Here is a 24211-nt window from a genome sequence, read left to right on the forward strand (position 1 = left end):
GGGAGGCAGGCCTTCTTCCTATTCCCCGTTGACGAAGGCCATGTCGGCCGCCGTCAGTTCGATGTTGCGAAGCTCACGATTGACGAGAAAGTTCTCCGTCTCTTCGACCGTATCGGCAAGCTCCACCGTCGTTGTGTAGCGGGCGCGGAACGCCTCGATGATCTCGTCGACGATGACCTCCGGCGCCGAAGCACCCGCCGACAAACCAACGGTACGAATTTCACCGATTTCATTCCAGTCGATTTCCGCTGCGCGCTGGACGAGCAACGACTTTTTTGCGCCTGCCCGCAACGCCACTTCGACGAGGCGCCGGGAATTGGAGGAATTCGGCGCGCCGACGACGAGGAACAGATCGCATCCGGGCGCGGCCTGCTTCACGGCCTCCTGCCGGTTGGTCGTGGCGTAGCAGATCGAATCGGCCGCCGGTGCCGTCAGGTTGGGGAAGCGTTCCTTCAGGCGCGCGATGACGCCGGCGGTGTCATCGACCGAAAGCGTCGTCTGCGTGACGAAGCCGAGGTTGTTCGGGTCGGCCGGCACATAGGCATCGGCGTCCGCGACGGTCTCGACCAGCGAGACGGAACCTTCCGGCAACTGCCCCATCGTGCCGATCACCTCGGGATGACCGGCGTGGCCGATGAGGATGACATGGCGGCCGAGGCGCTGGTGACGCATCGCCTGCTTGTGGACCTTGGAGACCAGCGGGCAGGTCGCATCGAGATAGAAGAGGTTGCGGGCGGCCGCGTCGGCCGGAACGGACTTCGGCACGCCATGGGCCGAGAAAACGACCGGCTGAGCGTGATGCTCCGCCGGGATCTCGTCCAGTTCCTCGACGAAGATCGCCCCCTTTGCCTCCAGCCCCTCCACGACATAGCGGTTGTGGACGATCTCGTGGCGGACATAGACCGGCGCGCCATAGGCCTTGAGCGCCAGCACGACGATCTGGATTGCCCGGTCAACGCCGGCACAAAAGCCGCGCGGGCCGCAAAGGCGGATTGTCAGGGGCGAAAGTGCAGTCGAGGAAGCCATGTCAGAAAGTCACCGATACGAAGAGAGCGCGCTGATCGCGGGCAGCCCTTGAAAGCAGAGGAACCGTAGGGGCTATGTCGGATTTAACATAAATCACGGTTGATGAAAGGCGTCACCGCCACTCCGGACAGAGAATTGCAGCATGCCTGGAACCACGTGCCGATCATCGGCGACGCGAGCGCCAGAAGTAAATCCCGCTCACACCCACCAGCGCCGCAGCCAGGCCATACCAGGTCAGCGCATATTGCAGGTGATTGTTGGGCAGGTCGAACTGGGTTACGCCTCCGACGGGCAATCCGCCGGGATTGGGCGCATTGTCCGCGTCGACAAAGAACGGCACGAGGTTATCCGGCGCGATCCCTGTGCTCGACGCCATCGCGTCGAGATCCTTCCAGTAGAAGATGTTCTTGGCGAGATCATTGTCCGGCACGACCGACGAAGGCTTGCCGTCCAGCCGGGCACGGGCGAGCCCCACGACCTGTTGCTCCCCGCTGATTTCGCCACCCTTCCGGGTCTGCACATCCTTCCTCTCGAAAGGGACAAAGCCGCGGTTGACGAACACGTGGCGTCCATCGGCCAGCCGCAGCGGCGTATAGACGTGATAGCCGGACTGGCCGTTCCAGGTGGCAAAGAAATGCCGCTCCTTGTCGTGCTCGAATGTCCCCTTGAGGATGACAGGCCGATACTCGACGTCGCCTCCACCCCGCCACATGCTCTCTATCGCAGCGAGTTCCACGGGCGCCTGCGCATGCCGCTCGGCAATATCTGCCAGCAGCTTGTCTTTCCAGGCGAGACGCTGCATCTGCCAAGTTCCGAGCGTCAGCAGGATTGCCAGCACCACAAGCAGCAAGGCAGCCGAAAGCGCCGTGCGCACGGAACGGCGCCCCCCTCGCGCCACCTCAGCCACGATCGATCTCGCCGGGACGAGCGTTGTTGCGATACTGCAGTGCGACCAGCACTCCCTTCAGCATGCGCGTCAGGACCAGGCCGAAGGCGATGGTCAGCGGGATCCACAGCAGGAAGTGCAGCCATAGCGGCGGGCTGAAGTTGACCTCCATCCACAGGGCGAGGCCGACGACAACGAACCCGACGATCAGCAGAACAAAGACGACCGGGCCATCACCGGAATCGGCAAAGGAATTGTCCAGCCCGCAGGCGGCGCAGCGTGGCTTTATCTTCAAATACCCATCGAAGAGCTTGCCCTCACCGCAGCGTGGACAATGGCCCCGCAGTCCGGTCGAGATGGGTTCGACGGGCGGGTAAAGGGCCTTGTCATCATTCATCGTCGTACTCCGGCTGACAAGACGGCCTGAACAAGAACCAGGGATCAGACCGTCTCACCACATGCATTTTGTCAAATAAGGTACGCCTCTCCGTGTCGCCCGTCTAACGGAGCGGATGCGACAAAGCGACCTTGCGCAAAAGCGAACGGCCGCATCGCTGCGGCCGTTCCTGAACGATATCCCGGCAGATCAGCCGTGGGCGATGGTCCCGCCCCAGCTTCCCCAGATGTAGATGGAGAAGAACAGGAACAGCCAGACGACGTCAACGAAATGCCAGTACCAGGCGGCGGCCTCGAGGCCGAAATGCTGCTTCGGCGTGAAGGCACCATTGATCGCGCGGATCAGGCAGACCAGCAGGAAGACGGTACCGACGAAAACGTGGAAGCCGTGGAAGCCGGTCGCCATGAAGAAGGTCGCGCCGTAGATCGAGTCCTTGAAGGCGAACGGAGCGTGGACGTACTCGTAGGCCTGCACGAACGAGAACAGCACGCCAAGCAGCACCGTCAGGGTCAGACCCTGAATGAGACCCTTGCGGTCGTTGTGCAGAATCGCATGGTGCGCCCAGGTCACGCAGGTGCCCGACAGCAGCAGGATGATGGTGTTGTAGAGCGGCAGGTGCCAGGGATCGAGAACCTCGATACCCTTCGGCGGCCAGATGCCGCCGGTATGCTCGACCCGCGTGGCCTGGATGGCCTCGCCCGGGAAGAGGCTGGCATCGAAGAACGCCCAGAACCAAGCGACGAAGAACATCACTTCGGAAGCGATGAACATGATCATGCCGTAGCGAAGGTGCAGCGAGACGACCCGCGTGTGGTGGCCCTCGTTGCCTTCCTTGATCGTGTCCGACCACCAGCCGTACATGGAATAGAGCGTGATCGCGATGCCGATCACGAAGACCCAGGGATTGGCAAATTCCAAGCCGAAGATCTTCAGCGAACCACCGGCAAGGTAGCGCATGTAGATGATACCACCGATCGCCAGCACGAAGGCGCCGATCGATGACAGCAGCGGCCACGGGCTTGGATCGATGATGTGGTAGTCGTGATTTTTCTGCGCTTGCGCCATGTCAGTCATCCCCATGTATACGTTCTCGTCCCCGGCCTGGCCGGAAACGCGTGTCTCTCAAAGCTTGCTCGCTTCCTCGTCCGTCATATCCGCCGCCGAAGCCACCGGCTTCGTCTTCTCGTGCGGGAAGAAGGTGTAGGAAAGCGTGATGGTGTGAATGTCCTTGGTCTCGACCGGTTCCACGATCTCCGGGTCGACGAAGAAAACGACCGGCATCTCCATCTCCTCACCGGGTTTCAACGTGGTTTCCGTAAAGCAGAAACACGCCACCTTGTTGAAGTAGGCGCCGGCCGCCTGCGGCGTGACGTTGAACGTCGCCTGCCCGGTTGCCTCGGCATTAGAAGTGTTGCGGGCCTTGTACAGGACCTGCACCGTCTCGCCGATCTTCAGCTCGATCTCGCGCTGCACGGGCTCGAAGGACCACGGTAGGCCGGGTCCGGTGTTGGCGTCAAAACGGACCTTGATCTTCTTGTCGAGAATGACGGAGGAGGCCTGCTCGACGCGCTGGGTCGTGCCGCCGTAGCCGGTCACCTTGCAAAACAGATCGTAGAGCGGAACGGCGGCATAGGCCATGCCAAGCATCCCGACGGCAAAGGTGAGGCAGACGGCGACAATCGTGCCGTTACCGATTCTCTGCCGCCTTGCGGGTGTGATGTCAGCCATGGCTCAGCCCGCCATGCCGCCGGCGAATTTTACCAGCGTGATGATATAGAAAAGGACAACAAGGCCGACGAGTGTAGCTGCGATCGCAATATTGCGGCCGCGGCGCGACTTCTTCTGCTTGTCGGTAAGGGTGATGGTTTCCATCAGACACTCCATCCTGCCAGCCAGGCGGCAGCCATGACGGCGCGATCGATCATCAGGCCGGAGAAAATGGCGAAGAGGTAGAAGATCGAATAGCCGAACAGCTTCTTCGCCGGGACCATGACGCGATCGGACTCCGGCATGCGCAGCACGCCGATCGAATACCACACGAAGCCGATGCCCATGGCGGCGGCAAAGATGCCGTAGCCGAGGCTGGCGAAACCCAGATAGGTCGGCGCGACGGCGATCAGCGCCGTCAGCACCGCATAGACCATGATCTGCTGCTTGGTGGTCTTCTCGCCCGCCACGTTCGGCAGCATCGGCACGCCAACGGCACCGTAGTCGCGCATCTTGAAGAGCGCGAGCGCCCAGAAATGCGGCGGCGTCCAGAGGAAGGTGATGAGGAAGAGGACGATGCTTTCGACGGACACGCCGTTCGTGACGCAGGCCCAGCCGATCATCGGCGGAAACGCGCCGGCGGCTCCGCCGATGACAATGTTCTGCGGCGTCGAACGCTTCAGCCACATCGTGTAGATGACGGCGTAGAAGAAGATCGTGAAGGCGAGCAGCCCGGCCGACAGCCAGTTGACCGCCAGCCCGAGGATCGCGACCGAGAAGGCGGAAAGCGTCAGCCCGAAGGCAAGCGCTTCGCGCGGCTGCACACGGCCGGCGGGAATGGGGCGTTTTGCGGTGCGCGACATGACGGCGTCGATGTCGGCGTCGTACCACATGTTGAGTGCGCCGGAGGCACCGGCGCCGACGGCGATGCAGAGGATCGCGATCACGCCGATGACCGGGTTGATGTGACCGGGTGCCAGAACCAGACCGGCAAACGCGGTAAAGATTACGAGCGACATCACGCGTGGCTTCAAAAGCTCAAAGTAATCGCGCGCAGTCGCCTCAGAGAGGATCATGTCCCCGCCCTCCGCAGCCGCTTCGTGATGATCGATGATTGCCATTATGCCTGTCACTTGCTGTGGGCCGATCCAACCGGCCCGGGACTTGGAGAGGCCGCCTTTCGACGGCCTCCGTGTTCGTCTGCGATCTTACTTGATCTTCGGGAGCTGTTCCCACTGGTGGAACGGCGGCGGCGAGGAGAGCTGCCACTCGAGCGTGTTCGCGCCCTCACCCCACGGGTTGTTGCCGGCGACCCGCTTGCGGGCGAAAGCTTCGAAGACGCAGAACAGGAAGATCAGAACGCCGACGCCTGCAATGTAGGAGCCGTACGAGGACACCCTGTTCCAGCCGGCGAACGCATCCGGATAGTCGATGTAACGGCGCGGCATGCCGGCCAGACCCAGGAAGTGCTGCGGGAAGAAGATCAGGTTCACGCCGATGAACATGACCCAGAAGTGCAGCTTGCCGAGGAACTCCGAGTACATGTAGCCCGTCATCTTCGGGAACCAGTAGTACCAGGCCGCGAAGATCGCAAAGACGGCACCGAGCGACAGTACGTAGTGGAAGTGAGCGACCACGTAGTAGGTGTCGTGCATGGCGCGGTCGAGGCCGGCGTTGGCGAGCTGGACGCCCGTGACGCCGCCGACGGTGAAGAGCAGGATGAAGCCGAGCGCCCAGATCATCGGAGTGGTGAAGCGGATCGACCCGCCCCACATCGTCGCAATCCACGAGAAGATCTTGATACCCGTCGGGATGGCGATGACCATCGTCGAGAAGACGAAATAGCGCTGCGTGTCGAGCGACAGTCCGACCGTATACATGTGGTGCGCCCACACGATGAAGCCGACGGCGCCGATCGCGACCATGGCATAGGCCATGCCGAGGTAGCCGAAGATCGGCTTGCGCGAGAAGGTCGAGATGATGTGGCTGACGATGCCGAAGCCCGGCAGGATCAGGATGTACACTTCCGGGTGACCGAAGAACCAGAACAGGTGCTGGTAGAGGATCGGGTCGCCGCCGCCTTCAGGCGCGAAGAATGCCGTGCCGAAGTTGCGGTCGGTCAGGAGCATGGTGATGCCGCCTGCCAGAACCGGCAGCGAAAGCAGCAGCAGGAAGGCCGTGATCAGCACCGACCAGGCAAAGAGCGGCATCTTGTGCATGGTCATGCCAGGTGCGCGCATGTTGAAGATCGTGGTGATGAAGTTGATCGCACCGAGGATCGACGAGGCACCGGCGATGTGAACGCCGAGGATCGCGAAGTCCATCGCCGGACCCGGCATGCCGGACGTCGAAAACGGCGGATAGAGCGTCCAGCCGCCACCCGCGCCATAGGCACCCGCCGGGCCTTCGACGAACATCGAAAGGAGCACGAGCAGGAATGCCGGAATGATCAGCCAGAACGAGATGTTGTTCATACGCGGGAACGCCATGTCCGGCGCACCGATCATGATCGGCACCATCCAGTTGGCGAAGCCGCCGATCAGCGCCGGCATGACCATGAAGAAGATCATGATGAGCGCGTGCGCGGTCGTGAAGACGTTGAACATGTGCTTGCCGCCGTCGATGGCAGCATCGCCCTCGAAGCCGTAGACCATCTGGGCAAGACCGTGGAAGATCTGGATGCCCGGCTCCTGGAGCTCGGCGCGCATGAAGATCGAAAGCCCACCGCCGATGATGCCGGCAATGATCGCAAAGATCAGGTAGAGCGTTCCAATGTCCTTGTGGTTCGTCGAGAGGAACCAGCGGACAAAGAACGAAGGCTTGTGGTCGTGATGACCGTGGTCATCGTGGGCAGCGGTTGTTCCGGCCATGGATTGCACTCCCTTGGAATTACTGCGCGGCGTTCTGGGCGACATCAACGGTCTTCTTTTCACCGTCGATGGATGCCGTCAGAGCCTTGTTTGCCTCGCCGATATTGGTCGCAGCGGCGGCAAGCCAGGTGTCGAATTTTTCCTGCGAGACGACGCGGATGGCGATCGGCATGTAGGCATGATCCTTGCCGCACAGCTCGGAACACTGGCCGTAGAAGAGCCCTTCACGATCGGCCTTGAACCAGGTCTCGTTCATGCGACCTGGAACGGCGTCGATCTTGATGCCGAAGGACGGCATTGCGAAGGCATGGATCACGTCGGCGCCCGTCACGAGAAGCCGGACATGCTTGCCGACCGGAACGACGGCTTCATTGTCCACGGTGAGGAGGCGCGGATATACGGCTCTGTCCTCTTTGCCTGCGGCGGCACGATCCTTGTCCTGCAACAGCAGGGAATCGAAAGAAACGGGATTATCGCCAACCTGGTACTCGTAGCCCCAGTACCACTGATAGCCGGTCGCCTTGACCGTCAATTCCGGCTCTTCCGTCGGCGCCAGCTGCTTGGTCAGCAACTGGAACGAAGGAACGGCAAGGAACAGAAGAATGATGACCGGGCCAATGGTCCAGATCACCTCGATCATCGTGTTGTGGCTGGTCCTGGACGGAACCGGGTTCGCACCCTCGCGGAACCGCACGATGACGACAGCCAGGAGAACCAGCACAAGAATCGTAATCGGGACAATGAACCACAGGGTATATTGCTCGAACCAGCGGATCTCTTCCATGATCGAGGTGGCGGCAGGCTGGAGGCCCTTCTGCCAATCGACCGGCTGGTCGGCCAGGGCGCTCGAAGCAAACAGCGAACAGCCGATGGCCGTCAGCGCTGCAAAAGCTTTCTTTATCACAACAAATCTCCCCAAAGTGTTTGATTGGGATCAAACAACGCGCAGAATCCTGCAATGCTGAGTGCTTAAAACCACAGTTTCATGCTCGCCGCAACCGCCTCGGATGAATGCTCATGCGGCATTTTTGCGCAAAGCCAAGTCTGGGGCGTAGACGGTCAAATTTTCACCAGACTCTTCAGAGTGACCGTCGAGGATGCCGGGCGCCCGTCCTGCTAACCAGGGTGGCGGAAGCACCCGCCTTCGTTGCAGAACGCGATGTTGTGGGGCCGCTAACGTAAAGAATCAGCGGCAGCGTCCAATTTCCGCCGCATAAACTGGAAAAGAGCGCTAAGGGCTTTCAATTTGCGCGATCGCTATTCAAGAATGGCGCGTATGATTCGAGACTTCGAGGTTCACATGGGTTCCGGTTCCCCTTCGCGCCTGATCAGAGCGGTTCGCGCATTTGCCGCGCTGGCCGTGATCGCGTCCAGCTCGCCTGCTTTCTCGCAGGCCCAGCAGCAGCCAGGTACGGTGAAATCGAACCACGGTGCCTGGTCGATCGTGTGCGACCAGCCGGCTGGCGCTTCGTCCGAGCAGTGCGCACTGATGCAGAACGTTATCGCCGAGGATCGTCCGGAGGTCGGCCTGTCGGTCGTCATTCTCAAGACGGCGGATCGAAAGGCGAAGATATTGCGCGTGCTCGCACCGCTCGGCGTGCTGCTGCCGAACGGACTCGGCCTCAACGTCGATGGCAAGGACATCGGCCGCGCCTATTTCGTCCGCTGCTTCTCGGACGGCTGCTATGCGGAAGTGGTGCTCGAGGAAGAACTCCTGAAAACCTTCCGCTCCGGCGCGACGGCCACCTTCATCGTGTTCCAGACGCCCGAGGAAGGCATCGGCATTCCCGTCGACCTGAAGGGGTTTGGCGAGGGCTACGACGCACTGCCCTAAATTAAAGTCCGATCAAGCCAGGCCGAGAAACACGACGAGTGCGCGGTTGACGGAGACCATGATCTCGTCGTCGATCCTGCCAAACGGCGGGCCGATCTTGTCCCTGCGGACGGTCATGACCTTGTCCACCATGATCTGGCACGGCTTGCGCAGGCCATTTCCCTCGTCGGGCTCGACCGCTATGCGAAGCAATGGCGTCTCCCGCTCCGCACTTGACAAAAGCAACACCGCTACTGTCGGGACTTCCTGAAAGAGGTCCGACTGGAGGACTAAGGCCGGCCTCGGCTTGCCGAAGTCGCCGGGCAATGCGACTGTGACGAGATCACCGCGCCTCATTCATCGAAACCGTTGAGGTCGGCTAAAGCTGCGTCCATGAAGTTGGCCAGGTCCTCGTCCGCAGACTCCGCTGCGGCAATGATCCGCGCCTGACGTCGACACTCTTCGGCAAACCCGGGTCGACGGGTGTCCGGTACCCATATCTGCACCGGCCTCAGACCGGCGGCTCGCATGGCGTCGCGCCGCTTCTGGACACGCTCGCTGACAGGCTTTCCCATCGTCATCTCCAGTTGTTACATGTAACATGAAATTCGGCAGGCGGCGTGTCAAGGACGAAGTCCAAACTTGTGGATCGTCGCTCGCACCTCTACATGGTAGGCGAAAATTAAGCCTCTGCGCGGAGTCCCGCCCATGAACACCGATCTTCTATCCCTATTCGACGCCGACGAGGCAGCGGTCCGCAAGGTGCTCAGCCACAGCCTTGCAAATGCGGATGACGGCGAACTGTATCTTGAACACGCACAGGCGGAGTCGCTGACCTTCGACAACGGACGGCTGAAGGGCGGCAGCTTCAACACGGACCAGGGGTTCGGCCTGCGAGCGGTCGCTGGCGAGGCGGTCGGCTATGCGCATTCGGGGGAACTGTCGCTGTCAGCCCTGAAGCGGGCGGCGGATGCTGCGGCAGCGGTGACGCGCGGCTACGCCGGCAACTATGCCGCGGCGCCGCAAGGAACGAACCGCCGGCTCTACGGCCAGGAAAACCCTATCGGCAGCCCGACCTTTGAGGAAAAGGTGACGCTTCTGCAGGAGATCGATGCCTACCTGCGCGGCAAGGAGCCGAAAGTGCGCCAGGTCACGGCAGCGATCTCAGCCAGCTGGCAGGTGGTCAACATTCTCCGCGCCGACGGCCACAAGTTTGTCGACGTGCGCCCGATGACGCGCATCAGCATCTCCGTCATCGTCGGTGAGGGCGACCGGCAGGAGACCGGTTCCTTCGGCATGGGCGGCCGGCGCGGCTTCGGCGAATTCCTGACGACGGAGAGCTGGCAGCACGGGGCGGATGAGGCATTGCGGCAGGCGCTTGTAAACCTCGAGGCGATCGATGCTCCGGCCGGCACGATGGACGTCGTGCTTTCGTCCGGCTGGCCCGGCGTCATGCTGCACGAGGCGGTCGGCCATGGGCTCGAGGGCGATTTCAACAGAAAGAAGACCTCCGCGTTTTCCGGCCTGATGGGCGAGCAGGTCGCGGCCAAGGGCGTCACGGTTGTCGACGATGGCACGATCGAGGCCCGCCGCGGGTCGCTGACCATCGACGACGAGGGCACGCCGTCGGGCTACAACGTGCTGATCGAGGACGGCAAGCTCGTCGGTTACATGCAGGACCGGCAGAACGCGCGGCTGATGGGCATGAAGGCGACCGGCAACGGCCGCCGTCAATCCTATGCGCACAGTCCGATGCCGCGCATGACCAACACCTACATGCTGTCGGGCGACAGGACGCCGGACGAGATCATCGCGTCGGTGAAGAACGGTATCTATGCCGTCTCCTTCGGCGGCGGCCAGGTCGATATCACTTCCGGCAAGTTCGTCTTCGGCTGCACCGAGGCCTATCTCATCGAGAACGGCAAGGTCGGGGCCCCGGTCAAGGGCGCGATGATCATTGGCAATGGCCCCGAGGCCATGCGGCGGGTCACGATGGTCGGAAACGACTCCAAGCTCGACACCGGAATCGGCATGTGCGGCAAGGGCGGCCAGAGCGTGCCGGTCGGCGTCGGACAGCCGCATCTGCGCATGGACCAGATCACCGTCGGCGGCACAAGGACCTGAACCGCAGCGGCAGATGCCGCTCCCGCGATGCGCGTTAACTGCGCAGATACCATACCCCCCGCATAAAGGCGGCAAGAGAATCGCCTACGGGAGCGCAGATGCCGACATTGCAAAATGTGATGCGCCAGAGCCTCAAGCGCGCCGCCATTACGAGCGGGCTGGAACTGTCCAACTTGGCCGGGCGCGCCGGCCTGCTGGCGTCCGCGCGAGGCCGCGGCGCGATCTTCACGCTGCACCATGTGCGGCCAAAGATCGAACAATCCTTCGACCCGAACGCCCATCTGGAAATCACCCCCGAATTCCTCGATGAGACGATCCGCTTCCTCGCTGCGGACGGATACCAGTTCGTCGCCCTGCATCACCTTGCCGCGCGCATGGCGATCGCCCGTCCCGAGGAGCGGTTCGCAGCCTTCACCCTGGATGACGGCTACCGGAACAACGCCCTCCACGCCCAGCCGGTCTTCACCGAGCATCGGGTTCCGTTCACCGTCTTCATTACCGGCGGCTTCGCCGGCCGGACCCACAGCATCTGGTGGGAAACCCTGGCCGAACTGCTGCGCGCCCTGCCGCACATCGAGTTCGATTTCGGCTCCGGTCCGGTGACCTTGCCCCTGGCCACCAACCGGCACAAGGAGGCCGCCTTCGCGCGCTTCTCCGCCTTCATCCATTCCAGCGACGAGACAGAGGCGGTCAAGGCGCTTGACGCGGCGGCAAAGTCCAATGGCATCGACCCGCTGCTGATCACGGAGCGGCTGGTCATGCGCGAGCCGGAACTCAAGAGCCTGGTCCTAAACCCGCTCGCAACACTTGGGGCCCATACGATCAGCCACCGGGCGCTGGCCCGGCTTGAGGAACACGAAGCCAGGGAAGAGATGCAGGCTTCCGCCGAGCGGCTGGAGTGCCTCACCGGCGTTCGACCGGTCGCTTTTGCCTACCCCTACGGCTTCAATCCCACCGTTTCGCGGCGCGAGCACCAGATCGCCGGCGAACTTGGGTTCACCGTCGCCGTCACCACGGATCCCGGGACACTCGACGTACGCAGTTTCGACACGCCCATGGCGTTGCCGCGCATCTCGTTGAACGGGCTCTACCAGAAGCGCAAATATGTGTCGGCGCTCGCTTCCGGCATTCCCTTCAAGCTGCTGCGGCGCTAGCCGGCGGTCGGCCAGGAGGCTTTTTCTAGGCGAGCTTCAGCGCAGACGAAATCTCGGCGACCGTCGCCTTCTCCGCCTCGCTCACCGGCGTCCCACCGAATCCGAGGAACCCGCCCTCTTTCGAAGCTTCGGCGACATCAGTGCTGATTTGCAGGAGCCATGCCTTGAAGGCCGGCGCATCGGCGGGGGCCTTGGCGTCGACGACCTCCGCCGCCCGTCGAACCACCTCGATGCATTTCGTCTTGATCTCGTCGGATTTCGCACCTTTCAACGTGGCCTGCAGCCCGTCGCGGGCAGCGTTGCGGCCTTCGGAGGATTCGAAACTCTCGACGACTGCGGTCATCAACTGGGTCGAACCGGTGCCGGATTTTGCCTGCAGCAGCGCGCGGCTACTCGCCAAGCCCTCCTTCAGCATGCCCCAAAGACCGCTCGGCTCGGCGGCGGTGACGGCAATTCCCGCCGCCATCACGCCTTCCAGCAGTTGGTTCCATTCGTCGGGTGCAAAGGTCGTTTTGTCAGCCATGGCTTATCGCCTCCTCTTGTTAGAGTTGACGTGCGGGAGGATTTGTTCGGGGAGCCGCCGGCGACGGGCCGGCGGTGTTCCCTACTGCATGTTTCCTCAAATCGTGGCCGATTTGAGGATAAAAACATGCAGCAATTCAAAGCGCTACAGCGACCTTTGCGCGTCTTATAAGACGCGCGGCGCTGTAGTCGAAGGTCACGGTGCCAGCGTCGCCAGTTTTGCCTTCAAAGCATCGATCGTCGGCTTCAGGACATCCGAGACGCCCGGAACCGCCAGAACCTTGTCGAACAAGGCATTGAGGCTCGTGAGGCCTGGCTTGACGAGGCTTGACAACGCAGCCTTCTGCTCCGCCGAAAGCTGCCCGAGCATCCCGTCGACCTTGTTGAAGGTGTCGGTTGCAGTCTGAAGCTTGGGCAAGGCGGCCTGCGCCGTCGCCGCATCCGTGACGCCGTTCAGTGTCGTCTGCAACTCGGCCATCGCGTCGGTGACCTGCTTGCCGACGTCGACGCCGGCAACCGTCAGCGACGGGGCGGCGGGTGTTGCAGGTTGGGTTTGGGTCTGGGTTTCGGGCTGGGCCGGCTGAGTCTGGGTCTCGGCCGGAGCCGGGGTTTGCGGCTGTGCCGGCTGGGTCTCGGTCTGGGCCGGGGCCTGGGGTTCGGGCGGCGTCTGTTCCGCCGTGCGATGGGTCGGGCGGCCGAACAGGTAGTAGAGGATCGCCAGGAGCACCAACGCCGCCAGAAGCCAATAGAGCCAGTTGCTGCCACTGCGCGTGGCAGTTGTCGCCGTTGCTGCGGTCGTCCGGGCGGCGGTGGCCGCCGACGCGGTGGCGCGCGCCGCGGCATCGCTGCCGGCTGCGGCGGCCGTACGTGCCGCTCCACCAAGCGAGTCCAGGAGCCCGGTGCCGGCCAGCATGTCCCGCAGACCCGAAGGCATTGCGGCTGCAATATTGTCTCGCTGGCCGGCCAGCAATCCGCCGATAGCGTTTGCGCTGAGGTCACCGCCCGTGTTCTTGGCGATGCCGCCCAAAACGAGCGGTACCAGCATGCCGAGCAGGGAGTTGCCGGCATTCTGGCCGAGCCCGGAGTAGTTACCGATCGAGCTCGCCAGCGCGCCGCTGACGTTGCCGCCCAAAAGCGAAGAAAGCAGTTGCGAGCCGGATTGCATCAGCGGAGATTGGCCCCCGCCGGAAAGCAGGCCGCCGAGGTTGTCGAGAACGCCGCTTTGCTGTCCGGCGGCATCCGCGACCTTCTGAGCACCGCCGGGTTGCGCGGCAACACCGGCCAGCCCCGCAAGGACCGCCGGTACGGCCGCCGCGACACCGCGCTGGACCTTGTCGGTGTCGAGCCCCAGCGCGGCTGCCAGTCGCGCAATCACGTCGGGGGTCAAAAATTGCATGAGATAGGAAACGAGATTGCTGGCCATTGAATTCTCCTCCGCATGAATGCCTCGAGATTCAGCCTTGCCTGATGCGCGTTGTGTCGCTTCAAAACGAGAATGCGACATGCCCGTCCCGTGAACTGCGGGCCAAATGCTTTCCTGTCTTGGCAAAAAATATAGCACACCAATTGGAGTTGTATACTCCGACAGCCCTTTACGGCCTGTGCGTGCTTCACGATTCGAGACCGCCGGCCACCGCATCAGGCGGCCGGCACAAAGGCGATCTTGTCAGCAATCCGGATGCATCAGGGATACATCCGGACCTTCTCCCATCTTTCGCCGCCTGCAGCGCGACGGAACTCCAGCCGGTCATGCAGACGGAAGGGTCGATCGTGCCAAAACTCAATCGACACCGGCTTGATGCGGAAGCCCGACCAATGGGATGGACGCGGGATTTCGCCGATCGCATAGCGGGCTGTGTACTCTGCAACGGCCTTTTCGAGTGCGAAGCGGCTTTCCAGCGGCCGGGACTGCTTCGAGGCCCAGGCGCCGATGCGGCTGCCGCGCGGCCGGGATGCGTAGTATTCATCGGCCTCCGCGTCGGAAACGATTTCAACCGGTCCGCGAACCCGCACCTGGCGGCGCAGCGATTTCCAGTGGAAACACATCGCCGCCTTCCCCGCCCCTAGGATCTCCTGGCCTTTCTGGCTTTCGAAATTCGTGTAGAAGACAAAACCGCGTTCATCGAATCCCTTCAGGAGAACCATGCGCACATTCGGCAGACCGGAAGCGTCGACAGTCGCGAGCGCCACGGCGTTCGGGTCGTTCGGTTCGCTCTTCTCGGCATCCTCCAGCCACTTTCCGAACAGGGAGAAGGGCTCGCTTTCCTCGGTAAAGTCACCGGTTGTTAACTCTATGTCGCTCATATTTGAATCCAATGCCGAATATCGGTCCGTTGGGACATGCCGGGGTTGAAGTCATAGCAAAGTCGCGACGGGAGACAACGATATTGTGGACGAGACGGTCACGGATCGCCCTTTTAGTGCTTTGCCTTGCACCCCTGTCGGGATGCATGAGCGGACTTGATTTTGCTTCGGAGATGTCCGTCGACAAGGCCGTCAAGACGAGCGCGGTCCCTGGTGCAGGTCTCGACAACACCACGGACGCAGCGACGGTGCGCAACGCCGTTTCGTCCGCCGACCTTGGCCGCAATGCCGGCAACCCCATTCCCTGGGCGAATACCGTTTCTGGCAGTGCCGGCGTCGTCAGCAGCGTTCTGGAACTGAACGACGAGGCAGGCCGGACCTGCCGCGACTTCACCACGACACTTCATTCCTACACGGGAATTGCCAACTATGACGGCCGGACCTGCGTCGGCGGCGACGGCATGTGGTCCCTGACGCGCTTCGACCGGCAGCAGTAGCCCCTACTCCGGAAACCAGCATCACACGAATGCATCCTCTGCGATTCTGCGATGGATACCGTAACCATCGGTTAGGACGTTATTGGCATCATCCATGCCCGCGGGCTTTGCAGGGGCCCAAAGACGACAAGGCGTAAAGGCTCCAGGGAAAAGAAGAGCGGCATAATGTTGATGCGTGATCCGTATGCGGTGCTGGGCGTCAAGCGCGACGCGGGACAGGAAGAGATCCGGGCGGCCTGGCGAATCGTCGCCAAGACCGTTCATCCCGACCAGAACCAGGACGATCCCTTCGCCACCATCCGCTTTACCGAGGTTGGCCGCGCCTACGACCTTCTGCGCGACCCGCAGAAGCGCAGCCGATACGACCAAGCACACCGCGAAGCAGAAATCCGGCGCGAGATGGAACTGCGCCGCATGGAACAGATGCGCCGCCAGCAGAGCGCCCGCAAGGCCCAGCCGGAGAATGTTCAAGGCACAACCGAGAGCGCCGAGGACGTGGTGTCGCGCATTTTCGGCATCGATCCGCGCCAACAGCCGGCGAGCAATGCCGCGCCGCCGCCCCAACCCTCTGCCAGCAGCGAACGGCAAGGGCCATCCGGAGCGCCGGCCTCGAGCCTGGACAATTCTGATCTGCCAGTCCCGGCGGCACGCCGCACGACCGCGGCAGTCGATATCCTTTCGGCCCTCGTGCGCCGCATACGCGGCCTGCGCCCGGTGGTCGACAAGGCCCCGGATCTTGTTTGCGACCTTGTCGTGACGCTCGAAGACCTGATGAAGCAGTCGCGCGTCACGCTGGAGGTCAACGGTGAAACGCTGAGGGTGCCGCTTGCGACCGGCACGACGGACGGCACCGTCATTCGGCTGAAGGATCAGGGGCATCGGATCAACGAATTGAAGCGCGGCGACGCCGTGCTCACCGTTCGGGTGGCCCCAGGTCCGTTCCGTGTCGACGGTTTCGACCTGCGCATGACCCTCCCGGTGACGATCGAGAACGCCGTCCTGGGCTGCGAGACCACGGTCACCGCGCCGAGCGGCGATGATCTGCCGGTGGTCGTCCCGGCCTGGTCCAGTTCGGACCACGTCATCCATATCGACGGTCAAGGCCTCGCGGACGAGGAAGGCAACCGCGGCAAGCTTGTTGTCGAACTGCGGCTTCTGCTATGGGACAGGCCGGACGACAAGATGATCGATCTGATGCGCAGCCTGCGCGAAGGGCTCTATCTGTGATGGTTTCGTGAAATGCGCACTCATTGTTACCAGTGCTAACAGTTCCTGAACCCGTCGTGCTTGAACCCTAATGCTGCCTATGTCATAGGCAAAATCCAAAGGAAATCAGCAAGGGACATTCCATGGTTCAGGTATCCGGTCTGATGAGCGGCAAGCGCGGCGTCATCATGGGCGTGGCGAACAACCGGTCGATCGCTTGGGGTATCGCCAAGGCCATTCGTGCGCAGGGCGCAGAAATCGCCCTCACTTATCAGGGCGAGGCCCTCAAGAAGCGCGTCGAGCCACTTGCAGCGGAACTCGGCGGCATTCTCGCCGGCCATTGCGACGTCGCAGACGAGGCTTCCATCGATGCCGTTTTCGAGACCATCGAGAAGACCTGGGGCAAGATCGACTTTTTCGTGCACGCCATCGGCTTCTCCGACAAGGACGAACTGACGGGCCGCTACATCGACACGTCGGCGGAGAACTTCGCCAAGACGATGCAGATTTCCGTCTACTCGTTCACCTCGGTCGCACGCCGCGCTGAGAAACTGATGACGGACGGCGGCTCGATGCTGACGCTCACCTACTACGGCGCCGAGAAGGTCATGCCGAACTACAACGTCATGGGCGTCGCCAAGGCGGCACTTGAGGCGAGCGTGAAATATCTCGCCGTCGACCTTGGCCCGAAGAACATCCGCGTCAACGCGATCTCGGCCGGCCCGATCAAGACGCTGGCCGCGTCCGGCATCGGCGACTTCCGCTACATTCTGAAGTGGAACGAGTACAATGCGCCGCTGCGCAGGACCGTGACGATCGAAGACATCGGCGACGTCGGCCTGTACATGCTGTCGGATCTCTCGCGCTCCGTCACCGGCGAAGTGCATCACGCCGACAGCGGCTACCATGTCGTCGGCATGAAGGCCGTTGACGCCCCTGACATCTCGGTCGTCAAGGACTGAGGCTTGCTGCGGAGCACGGCGGTGCTTGTCTACATGATCCGTCATGGGCAGACCGATTGGAATGCCGAGGGACGGCTGCAAGGCCAGAAGGACATTCCGCTGAACGCCATCGGACGCCGGCAGGCGTCCGAAAACGGCCGGGCCCTGAAGGCCGTTCTCGGCAGTACCGCCAATGACTTCGACTATGTCGCAAGCCCGCTCGGGCGCACACGCGAGACGATGGAACTCGTGCGTGGCGCCATGGGCCTCGATCCCCTCGCCTACCGCACCGACGATCGCCTGGTCGAAGTCTCCTTCGGCGACTGGGAAGGGTTCACCATCTCCGAACTCAAGAAGACCGTTCGCGATCGGGTCAAGGAACGCTCGCGTTCGAAATGGGACTTCATCCCGCCCGGAGAGGCCGCAGAGAGCTACGAGATCCTGTCCTGGCGCGTCGCTTCATGGTTCAAGGAAATCGACAAGCCGACCGTATGCGTCAGCCATGGCGGCGTGTTCCGGGCGCTCTTCAAGTTCAGCGGCATGCCGGTGATCGAGGCGTCCCATGCTCCCGTCTATCAGGACCGCATCCTACGTATCGATGACGATGGAGCGACATGGCTGTAGCCCCGGGCGCCGCCCGCAAGGCTGCGCCACCACGGAATACGCCTCGCGTGCTACTGGATGATTTCCAGGTCGTCGATGATGCGCTTGCCGTCGACCTCGGTGTAGAACACAAGCACCTTCACGCCCGGTGAAAGCCCTTCGAAGTTAAACTCCTCCGGCGCCTGATAGTTCTTCCCGTCGTCGAGCGAGAGGCTTAGTCCGGTCGTGTCGACCTTGGTGATGACGGCCTCGACATCGGCGCTCTCGGCATACGATGTCAGCGGCGCGAGCATGCCGACCGCAGCCAACAGAGCGACTATCATGAAACGCATCTTGCGAACCCCCGTGGTCGAAGCAGTGTTCTTGTCTGTCACGCTTGATGCCTTTCGAATATGGCGAAATTCGCCCGATGCCACGCCTTGCGTTCAAATGGATGCCGGGAATCCAAAGTTCGATCAAGACCCAATCGTTTGCCATCCCCGTACGAGTTCCGCGCCGCCGCCGTGCCTTACAACCTATGCGAAAGCATCAATTCAATCTTAATCAAAGCGTCCTAGGGTGAAGATTGACGTGAGGGGATGGCGCCATATTGCGGCCGGGGCGGATCAGACACACACTCAACAGCGTTGCCTATTGGGCCAGGCCGTCCCTTCTGCCGGCCGCCATCGCGGCTATCGTCATCGTCGGCGCCGGCTACGCCTATGAGGCGCAAAACGACCGGCTCCACCGCAACGAGCTGCATGCCCGCGTCGATACAGAACTCGGCCTCATCGGCTCGCGGCTTGAGGGCGAAATCAACCGGAACGTGACTGCGCTACAAGGGCTTGCGAACATGTTCGCTGCAGCCCCCGACCAGGCGGCTGCCCAGTTCCCGGTTTTGGCGCGCAAACTGCTCGCGCAGAACAACCAATTTCACCGCGTCGCCGCAGCTCCGAACGGGGTTGTAGCGCAGACCTTCCCGGTCGGGGGTAACGAGCGGTACAATGGGACCGATCTCAAACGGTTTGTTGCGTCCGACGTGAAGCGGGCCTTCGGGCAACTGGCCATGACCGGCCCGATGCAATTGTCCGACGGCAGCCGCGGATTCGACCTGCTCATTCCTGTCATCAGCAGCGGCGCCGGACCTACCGCCTGGTGGGGTTATGTCGAAGGTGTCATAGACGAACGCAGGCTGTACATCCGAGCGGGGTTGATCGACCGGCCGGACGACAGAAGCGAACTTCGAAAAGGTGCGGCTGGCCTCAATGTTTCCATTCGCACCATCGGTTCGGGGTCGAGCCAGCAACCGCTCTTTGGCAATGCCGCGATCTTCGACGGCGAAGCTGTCCGACGCACGGTCAACTTCCCGGGCGGGACCTGGGAACTCGCGGCCGTTCCGGCCGAAGGCTGGGAAACACCGTCGGACAATCAACGGCGGATCCGCCTTGCGACTGCGATCGCTGCCCTCGTCATCATCGGACCGATCCTGCTGGCCGGCGGCCTCGTCGGGGAGCGACAGCGACACATTGCGGGCCTCAAGGCGCGCGAGACACTGATCCGTTCGCTCTCACAGCGACTGGATCTCGCACTGGAGGCGTCCAAGACCGGCATTTGGGAACTATCGCTGTCCGACCGCGGCCGCGAGTGGGATCGTCAGATGTACATCCTGCATGGCCTCACAGAAGAGCAGTCGCCCAGTGAGGAATCGTGGCGGGCCACCGTGCATCCCGAGGACCTTGCGGCCGCCGAAGCGGCCATTGCCGCCGCCATCGCGGATCGTACCGACTACTGGTCGCAATATCGGGTGGTGCTGCCGGATGGCAGTGTCCGTCACATCCGCAGCGTCGGTTCGCGACTGACGATCGGCGACGACGAAAAGCTGACCGGCATCAGCTGGGACGTTACCGAGGACGTGCTTCTCAATGAACGGCTGAAGTCGGCCAAGGAGCAATCCGACCGGCAGAAGGACGCACTTTTCAAGATCACCCAGCGCCTCGACATGGCGTTGAGCGCCTATCAGTGCGGACTGTGGGAGGCGGACCTGGACGAGGGGCTGACGATCTGGGATGCGCGTATGTGCCAGCTCTACGGCATTCCAGATACAGGCGAGCGCATAACCCACGAGACATGGCTGAACGCAATTCACCCCGATGACCGCAAGGACGCCGAGGCAACCGCGGCAGAAAGCATAGCGACGGGCACGCCCTATCTGCGCAAGGCGCGCGTTGTTCATGCCGATGGCACGGTCCGATACATCCAGTCGGTCGGCAAACTTCATGTCGAGGCGAGCGGGAAGCGCAAGTTCGTCGGCCTCGCCTTCGATGTCACCGACGACATGCTGATGACCGAACAGCTCAAGCACGCCAAGGCGGTGGCAGATGCGAAGAACCTCGAGCTCGAACAGGCAAAGAACCGTATCGAGCACAATTCTCTCCACGATCCGCTGACGGGTCTCGGCAACCGGCGAAAGCTGGATGGTCATCTGGAGGGGCTGGCCAAACGCAGCCGCAGCAAAGCCGTCAACATCGCCATCCTCCACATCGATCTCGACCGGTTCAAGCAGATCAACGACACCCTCGGCCATGCGGCCGGCGATGCGCTTCTCGTCCATGCCGCCCAGATCCTGCGCTCCTCTGTCGACCATAACGACCTGGTCGCGCGCATTGGCGGCGACGAATTCGTGGTGGTGATCGAAAGCGACGACCACACCCATCTTTCGGCGCTGTCGCAACGCATCACCAGCCTGATGCGTCAACCGGTCGACTACAACGGCCACATGTGCCGCTTCGGCGTCAGCATCGGCATCGCGGTCGCAAGCGGCACCCGGATCGACACGCGCAAGCTGCTCGTCAACGCCGATATCGCACTTTATCGGGCCAAGGGGCTCGGGCGTAACCGGCACGAGTTCTTCACGTCGGTTCTCGAGGCCGAAATCGTCAGCAACAAGCGCATGGCCGACGACATCCTGAGCGGTATCGAGAACAATGAGTTTATCCCCTACTACCAGCCGCAGATCTGCGCGCGCACCCTGAAGCTTGCGGGCGTCGAGGCACTGATCCGCTGGCACCACCCGCAAAACGGCCTTTTGTTACCCGATCGCTTCCTGAAGGTTGCCGAAGATTTGAACGTTACGGCAACGCTGGACCGGATCGTGTTGGAAAAGGCGCTGATCGACTGTAGCCGATGGGCTGCAAAGGGCATCCTGATGCCGAAGATCTCGGTCAACGTGTCGGCCCGGCGCCTGCGCGACGAAACGCTGGTCGAGACCTTGACCGGTCTTTCCATCCTGCCAGGCCAGATAACATTCGAGCTCGTGGAATCGATCTTTCTCGACGAGAGCGACGACGTTGTCCTCGGCAACATCGAGCGGATCAAGGACCTTGGCATCGACATCGAAATCGACGATTTCGGTACCGGGCATACGTCGATCGTCAGCCTGCTGAAACTGCGGCCAAAGCGGCTGAAGATCGACCGCCAACTGGTGGCACCGATCCTCACTTCGCGCCACGAGCAGGCCCTGGTGCGGTCCATCATCGACATCGGCAAGTCGCTGGGGATCGAGATCGTCGCCGAGGGCGTGGAAACGATGGCGCATGCCGAGATGTTGAGTGCGCTCGGTTGCGACCTTCTGCAGGGCTTTGCCTTCGCCGCGCCACTGCCGGGCAACAAATTCCAGGCCTACGCACTCGGACATCGCCGGAAAGCTGCCTCCTGAAGGAATCTGGGCGCGCGCGCTGAAAGCTCTGCATCACCCGGCCTTTCCCATCAAAAAGACTTCAACTTTGCGCCAATCGGCTCTATGAGTGCCGCAACAGGAAGGAGCGGATCGTGGCGCATGTCGCGACCGTGAGCGCACTGGGCAGGATTTCATGTCGCACAATACTTTCGGCCATCTTTTCCGCGTGACCACCTGGGGCGAGAGCCACGGCCCGGCGCTGGGTTGCGTCGTCGACGGCTGCCCGCCCGGCCTCCGCTTCAAGCTCGCGGAGATCCAGGCCTGGCTCGACAAGCGCAAGCCGGGGCAGTCGCGCTTCGTCACCCAGCGGCGCGAAGACGATCTGGTCCGCGTGCTCTCCGGCGTCATGCTCGATGACGACGGCGAGACGATGGTTTCCACCGGCACGCCGATCTCGATGATGATCGAGAACACCGACCAGCGCTCGAAGGATTATTCCGAGATTGCCCAGCGCTACCGTCCCGGCCATGCCGACTACACCTACGACCTGAAATACGGCATCCGCGACTATCGCGGCGGCGGACGTTCCTCGGCGCGCGAGACGGCGGCACGCGTGGCCGCCGGCGGGATCGCGCGAAAGGTCGTGCCCGGCCTGACCGTGCGCGCCGCCCTCGTGCAGATCGGCAAGCACCGGATCAACCGCGCCAACTGGGATTGGAGCGTCGTCGACACCAACCCGTTCTTCGCGCCCGACCCGGAAATCGTGCCGGTGTGGGAAGAGTATCTCGACGGCATCCGCAAGGCCGGCTCCTCGGTGGGCGCGGTCGTCGAAGTGGTTGCCGAAGGTGTCCCGGCGGGCATCGGCGCGCCGATCTACGGCAAGCTCGACCAGGACATCGCCGCCAATCTGATGTCGATCAACGCGGTGAAGGGCGTTGAGATCGGCAACGGCTTCGGTGCCGCCGAGATCACTGGCGAAGAGAACGCCGACGAGATGCGCATCGGTCCCGATGGCAAGCCAATGTTCCTGTCGAACCATGCCGGCGGCATCCTCGGCGGTATCGCGACGGGCCAGCCGGTCATTGCCCGCTTCGCCATCAAGCCCACTTCGTCGATCCTGACCGAGCGCCGTTCGATCGACAGCCACGGTAACGAGGTGGACGTGCGCACCAAGGGTCGGCACGACCCGTGCGTCGGGATCCGGGCCGTGCCGATCGGCGAGGCCATGGTTGCCTGCGCGATCGCCGACCACTATCTGCGGGACCGCGGCCAGACCGGCCGGCTGGCTTAACCGCGACACGACCAGGAGTTACGAAATGTCCTTTGACCAGAAGCGCGTTGTCGATGCGATCCGGGCGTTCGAGGCCGGCGAGATCGTCGTCGTCACCGACGACGACGGGCGCGAGAACGAGGGCGACCTGATCGTCGCCGCGGTTCACTGCACGCCGGAAAAGATGGCCTTCATCGTCCGGCATACCTCCGGCATCGTCTGCACGCCCATGCCGCGCGAGGAGGCCAAGCGCCTGAACCTCAGCGCGATGGTGGCGGACAACGATTCGGCGCACACCACCGCTTTTACGGTTTCGGTCGACTTCAAGCACGGCACGACCACCGGCATTTCCGCCGAGGACCGGACGCTGACCGTCCGCAACCTCGCCAATCCGAATATCGGCCCGGCCGACTTCGTCCGTCCCGGCCACATCTTCCCGCTGGTTGCCCGCGAGGGCGGCGTGCTGATGCGCTCGGGCCATACCGAGGCGGCGGTCGACCTCTGCAAGCTTGCGAGCCTGCCACCGGTCGGCGTCATCTGCGAGCTCGTCAACGACGACGGCACCGTGACGCGCGGACCGCAGGTGGCGCAGTTCGCCGAGACGCACGGCCTCAAGCAGGTTTCGGTGGCCGACCTGATCGCCTACCGCCAGCGCAAGGAAACCCTGATCGAACAGGGCGCGACCTTTGACGTCGACACGCCGTTCGGCAAGGCGAAGGCGACAACCTACTCCCTGCCTTGGGACCCGATGCACCATATGGCCGTCGTCTTCGGCGACATCCGCGACGGGGTCGACATCCCCGTCCGGTTGCACCTGGAAAACGTCGGCGAGGACGTATTCGGCAAAAATCGGCAGCTCGAGGCGATCATGAAGCGCATCGCCGAACACGGCCGCGGCGTGATCGTCTATTTGCGCGAAGGCTCCGTCGGCGTCGGCGTCTCGAAGACGGCGCGCAAGGGCAGCCACGAGCGCGAGGGACACAGCGAGGCGATGGCGCGCGAGAACGAGTGGCTGGAGATCGGCCTCGGCGCACAGATCCTCAAAGACCTTGGCATAACCTCCATCAGGCTCATGGCCTCCCGCGAACGTCACTATGTCGGGCTTGAAGGCTTCGGCATCAACATCGCGGCGACGGACATCTGCTGAAGCATGTCTCCCGAAAGTGGGAACCGGTTTCGGGACAAGGACATGCGAAAGAACAAGGACCTAAAGCGTGGCAAGCGAATCCGAAAGAT

25 protein-coding genes are annotated in these 24211 nt (G+C 62.4%); 10 read left to right on the forward strand and 15 right to left on the reverse strand.

The window, feature by feature from the left end; translation table 11 throughout:
* Positions 1-18 precede the first annotated feature (18 nt).
* The 9 genes from ispH to coxB all read right to left on the reverse strand — a co-directional run bounded on the left by ispH (position 19) and on the right by coxB (position 7790).
* Positions 19-1026, reverse strand: coding sequence for a 4-hydroxy-3-methylbut-2-enyl diphosphate reductase (gene ispH / locus AC1DDS_RS02595; RefSeq protein ID WP_477477455.1), 1008 nt, complete (start codon positions 1024-1026; stop codon positions 19-21).
* Positions 1027-1189: 163 nt separating this feature from the next.
* Complete coding sequence (locus AC1DDS_RS02600) at positions 1190-1936, reverse strand: SURF1 family protein (protein ID WP_477477749.1); 747 nt, start codon at positions 1934-1936, stop codon at positions 1190-1192.
* On the reverse strand, positions 1926-2309 hold the full coding sequence (locus tag AC1DDS_RS02605) for a DUF983 domain-containing protein (protein WP_477477456.1): 384 nt from the start codon (positions 2307-2309) through the stop codon (positions 1926-1928). The genes AC1DDS_RS02600 and AC1DDS_RS02605 overlap by 11 nt, the downstream gene beginning before the upstream one ends.
* Before the next feature lie 189 nt (positions 2310-2498).
* The gene (locus AC1DDS_RS02610; RefSeq protein ID WP_477477457.1) at positions 2499-3374 is read right to left on the reverse strand and encodes a cytochrome c oxidase subunit 3; all 876 of its coding nucleotides are present in this window, start codon (positions 3372-3374) and stop codon (positions 2499-2501) included.
* Positions 3375-3431: 57 nt separating this feature from the next.
* On the reverse strand, positions 3432-4037 hold the full coding sequence (locus AC1DDS_RS02615) for a cytochrome c oxidase assembly protein (RefSeq protein WP_477477458.1): 606 nt from the start codon (positions 4035-4037) through the stop codon (positions 3432-3434).
* A 3-nt stretch (positions 4038-4040) separates the two neighbouring features.
* Positions 4041-4181, reverse strand: coding sequence for a hypothetical protein (locus AC1DDS_RS02620; RefSeq protein ID WP_310414862.1), 141 nt, complete (start codon positions 4179-4181; stop codon positions 4041-4043).
* Complete coding sequence (locus AC1DDS_RS02625) at positions 4181-5137, reverse strand: heme o synthase (protein WP_477477459.1); 957 nt, start codon at positions 5135-5137, stop codon at positions 4181-4183. Before AC1DDS_RS02625 ends, AC1DDS_RS02620 begins: the two co-directional genes overlap by 1 nt.
* An 87-nt stretch (positions 5138-5224) precedes the next feature.
* Positions 5225-6886 carry a cytochrome c oxidase subunit I gene (gene ctaD / locus AC1DDS_RS02630; RefSeq protein ID WP_477477460.1) on the reverse strand — a complete coding sequence of 554 codons (1662 nt, stop codon included), beginning with the start codon at positions 6884-6886 and terminating at the stop codon, positions 5225-5227.
* A 19-nt stretch (positions 6887-6905) separates the two neighbouring features.
* A complete protein-coding gene (coxB, locus tag AC1DDS_RS02635; protein ID WP_477477461.1) occupies positions 6906-7790 on the reverse strand; it encodes a cytochrome c oxidase subunit II in 885 nt (294 codons plus the stop codon).
* Between the two features lie 396 nt (positions 7791-8186).
* Between coxB and AC1DDS_RS02640 the strand changes: the two genes are divergently transcribed.
* A complete protein-coding gene (locus AC1DDS_RS02640; RefSeq protein ID WP_310414875.1) occupies positions 8187-8720 on the forward strand; it encodes an invasion associated locus B family protein in 534 nt (177 codons plus the stop codon).
* Positions 8721-8732: 12 nt separating this feature from the next.
* On the opposite strand, the gene AC1DDS_RS02645 is transcribed toward AC1DDS_RS02640, so the two are convergent.
* The gene (locus AC1DDS_RS02645; protein ID WP_477477462.1) at positions 8733-9056 is read right to left on the reverse strand and encodes a type II toxin-antitoxin system PemK/MazF family toxin; all 324 of its coding nucleotides are present in this window, start codon (positions 9054-9056) and stop codon (positions 8733-8735) included.
* Complete coding sequence (locus AC1DDS_RS02650; RefSeq protein ID WP_477477463.1) at positions 9053-9274, reverse strand: antitoxin MazE family protein; 222 nt, start codon at positions 9272-9274, stop codon at positions 9053-9055. The genes AC1DDS_RS02645 and AC1DDS_RS02650 overlap by 4 nt, the downstream gene beginning before the upstream one ends.
* A gap of 133 nt (positions 9275-9407) precedes the next feature.
* On the opposite strand from AC1DDS_RS02650, the gene tldD reads away from it, so the two are divergent.
* Complete coding sequence (gene tldD, locus AC1DDS_RS02655; protein WP_477477464.1) at positions 9408-10823, forward strand: metalloprotease TldD; 1416 nt, start codon at positions 9408-9410, stop codon at positions 10821-10823.
* Between the two features lie 98 nt (positions 10824-10921).
* The gene (locus AC1DDS_RS02660) at positions 10922-11977 is read left to right on the forward strand and encodes a polysaccharide deacetylase family protein (protein ID WP_477477465.1); all 1056 of its coding nucleotides are present in this window, start codon (positions 10922-10924) and stop codon (positions 11975-11977) included.
* 25 nt (positions 11978-12002) lie between these two features.
* On the opposite strand, the gene AC1DDS_RS02665 is transcribed toward AC1DDS_RS02660, so the two are convergent.
* The 3 genes from AC1DDS_RS02665 to pdxH all read right to left on the reverse strand — a co-directional run bounded on the left by AC1DDS_RS02665 (position 12003) and on the right by pdxH (position 14803).
* Complete coding sequence (locus AC1DDS_RS02665) at positions 12003-12500, reverse strand: hypothetical protein (protein ID WP_477477466.1); 498 nt, start codon at positions 12498-12500, stop codon at positions 12003-12005.
* Positions 12501-12695: 195 nt separating this feature from the next.
* Positions 12696-13922 carry a DUF937 domain-containing protein gene (locus tag AC1DDS_RS02670; RefSeq protein WP_477477467.1) on the reverse strand — a complete coding sequence of 409 codons (1227 nt, stop codon included), beginning with the start codon at positions 13920-13922 and terminating at the stop codon, positions 12696-12698.
* A 260-nt stretch (positions 13923-14182) separates the two neighbouring features.
* Positions 14183-14803 (reverse strand): pyridoxamine 5'-phosphate oxidase, encoded by a 621-nt coding sequence (gene pdxH, locus AC1DDS_RS02675; RefSeq protein WP_310414889.1) that lies wholly within the window; start codon positions 14801-14803, stop codon positions 14183-14185.
* 146 nt (positions 14804-14949) lie between these two features.
* Here pdxH and AC1DDS_RS02680 point away from each other — a divergent pair, with 146 nt between their 5' ends.
* The 4 genes from AC1DDS_RS02680 (at position 14950) to AC1DDS_RS02695 (ending at position 18071) form a co-directional block, all read left to right on the forward strand.
* Positions 14950-15300, forward strand: a complete 351-nt coding sequence (locus AC1DDS_RS02680) for an RT0821/Lpp0805 family surface protein (protein ID WP_477477468.1) — start codon at positions 14950-14952, stop codon at positions 15298-15300.
* 171 nt (positions 15301-15471) lie between these two features.
* Entirely contained in the window at positions 15472-16527 is a 1056-nt protein-coding gene (locus AC1DDS_RS02685) for a DnaJ C-terminal domain-containing protein (RefSeq protein ID WP_477477750.1), read from the forward strand.
* Between the two features lie 122 nt (positions 16528-16649).
* Complete coding sequence (fabI, locus tag AC1DDS_RS02690; protein WP_310414894.1) at positions 16650-17468, forward strand: enoyl-ACP reductase FabI; 819 nt, start codon at positions 16650-16652, stop codon at positions 17466-17468.
* Between the two features lie 21 nt (positions 17469-17489).
* Positions 17490-18071: a histidine phosphatase family protein gene (locus AC1DDS_RS02695; RefSeq protein WP_477477751.1), complete on the forward strand. Its 582-nt coding sequence runs from the start codon at positions 17490-17492 to the stop codon at positions 18069-18071.
* Positions 18072-18121: 50 nt separating this feature from the next.
* Here AC1DDS_RS02695 and AC1DDS_RS02700 read toward each other — a convergent pair whose 3' ends face one another.
* On the reverse strand, positions 18122-18382 hold the full coding sequence (locus AC1DDS_RS02700; protein ID WP_477477469.1) for a DUF1344 domain-containing protein: 261 nt from the start codon (positions 18380-18382) through the stop codon (positions 18122-18124).
* A 257-nt stretch (positions 18383-18639) separates the two neighbouring features.
* Here AC1DDS_RS02700 and AC1DDS_RS02705 point away from each other — a divergent pair, with 257 nt between their 5' ends.
* From AC1DDS_RS02705 to ribB, 3 genes are all read left to right on the forward strand, one after another.
* The gene (locus AC1DDS_RS02705; RefSeq protein ID WP_477477470.1) at positions 18640-21744 is read left to right on the forward strand and encodes a bifunctional diguanylate cyclase/phosphodiesterase; all 3105 of its coding nucleotides are present in this window, start codon (positions 18640-18642) and stop codon (positions 21742-21744) included.
* 154 nt (positions 21745-21898) lie between these two features.
* Positions 21899-22996 carry a chorismate synthase gene (gene aroC / locus AC1DDS_RS02710; protein ID WP_477477471.1) on the forward strand — a complete coding sequence of 366 codons (1098 nt, stop codon included), beginning with the start codon at positions 21899-21901 and terminating at the stop codon, positions 22994-22996.
* Between the two features lie 25 nt (positions 22997-23021).
* Positions 23022-24122: a 3,4-dihydroxy-2-butanone-4-phosphate synthase gene (gene ribB / locus AC1DDS_RS02715; RefSeq protein ID WP_477477472.1), complete on the forward strand. Its 1101-nt coding sequence runs from the start codon at positions 23022-23024 to the stop codon at positions 24120-24122.
* Positions 24123-24211: the final 89 nt, after the last annotated feature.

Source organism: Mycoplana sp. 10N416 (assembly GCF_056394765.1).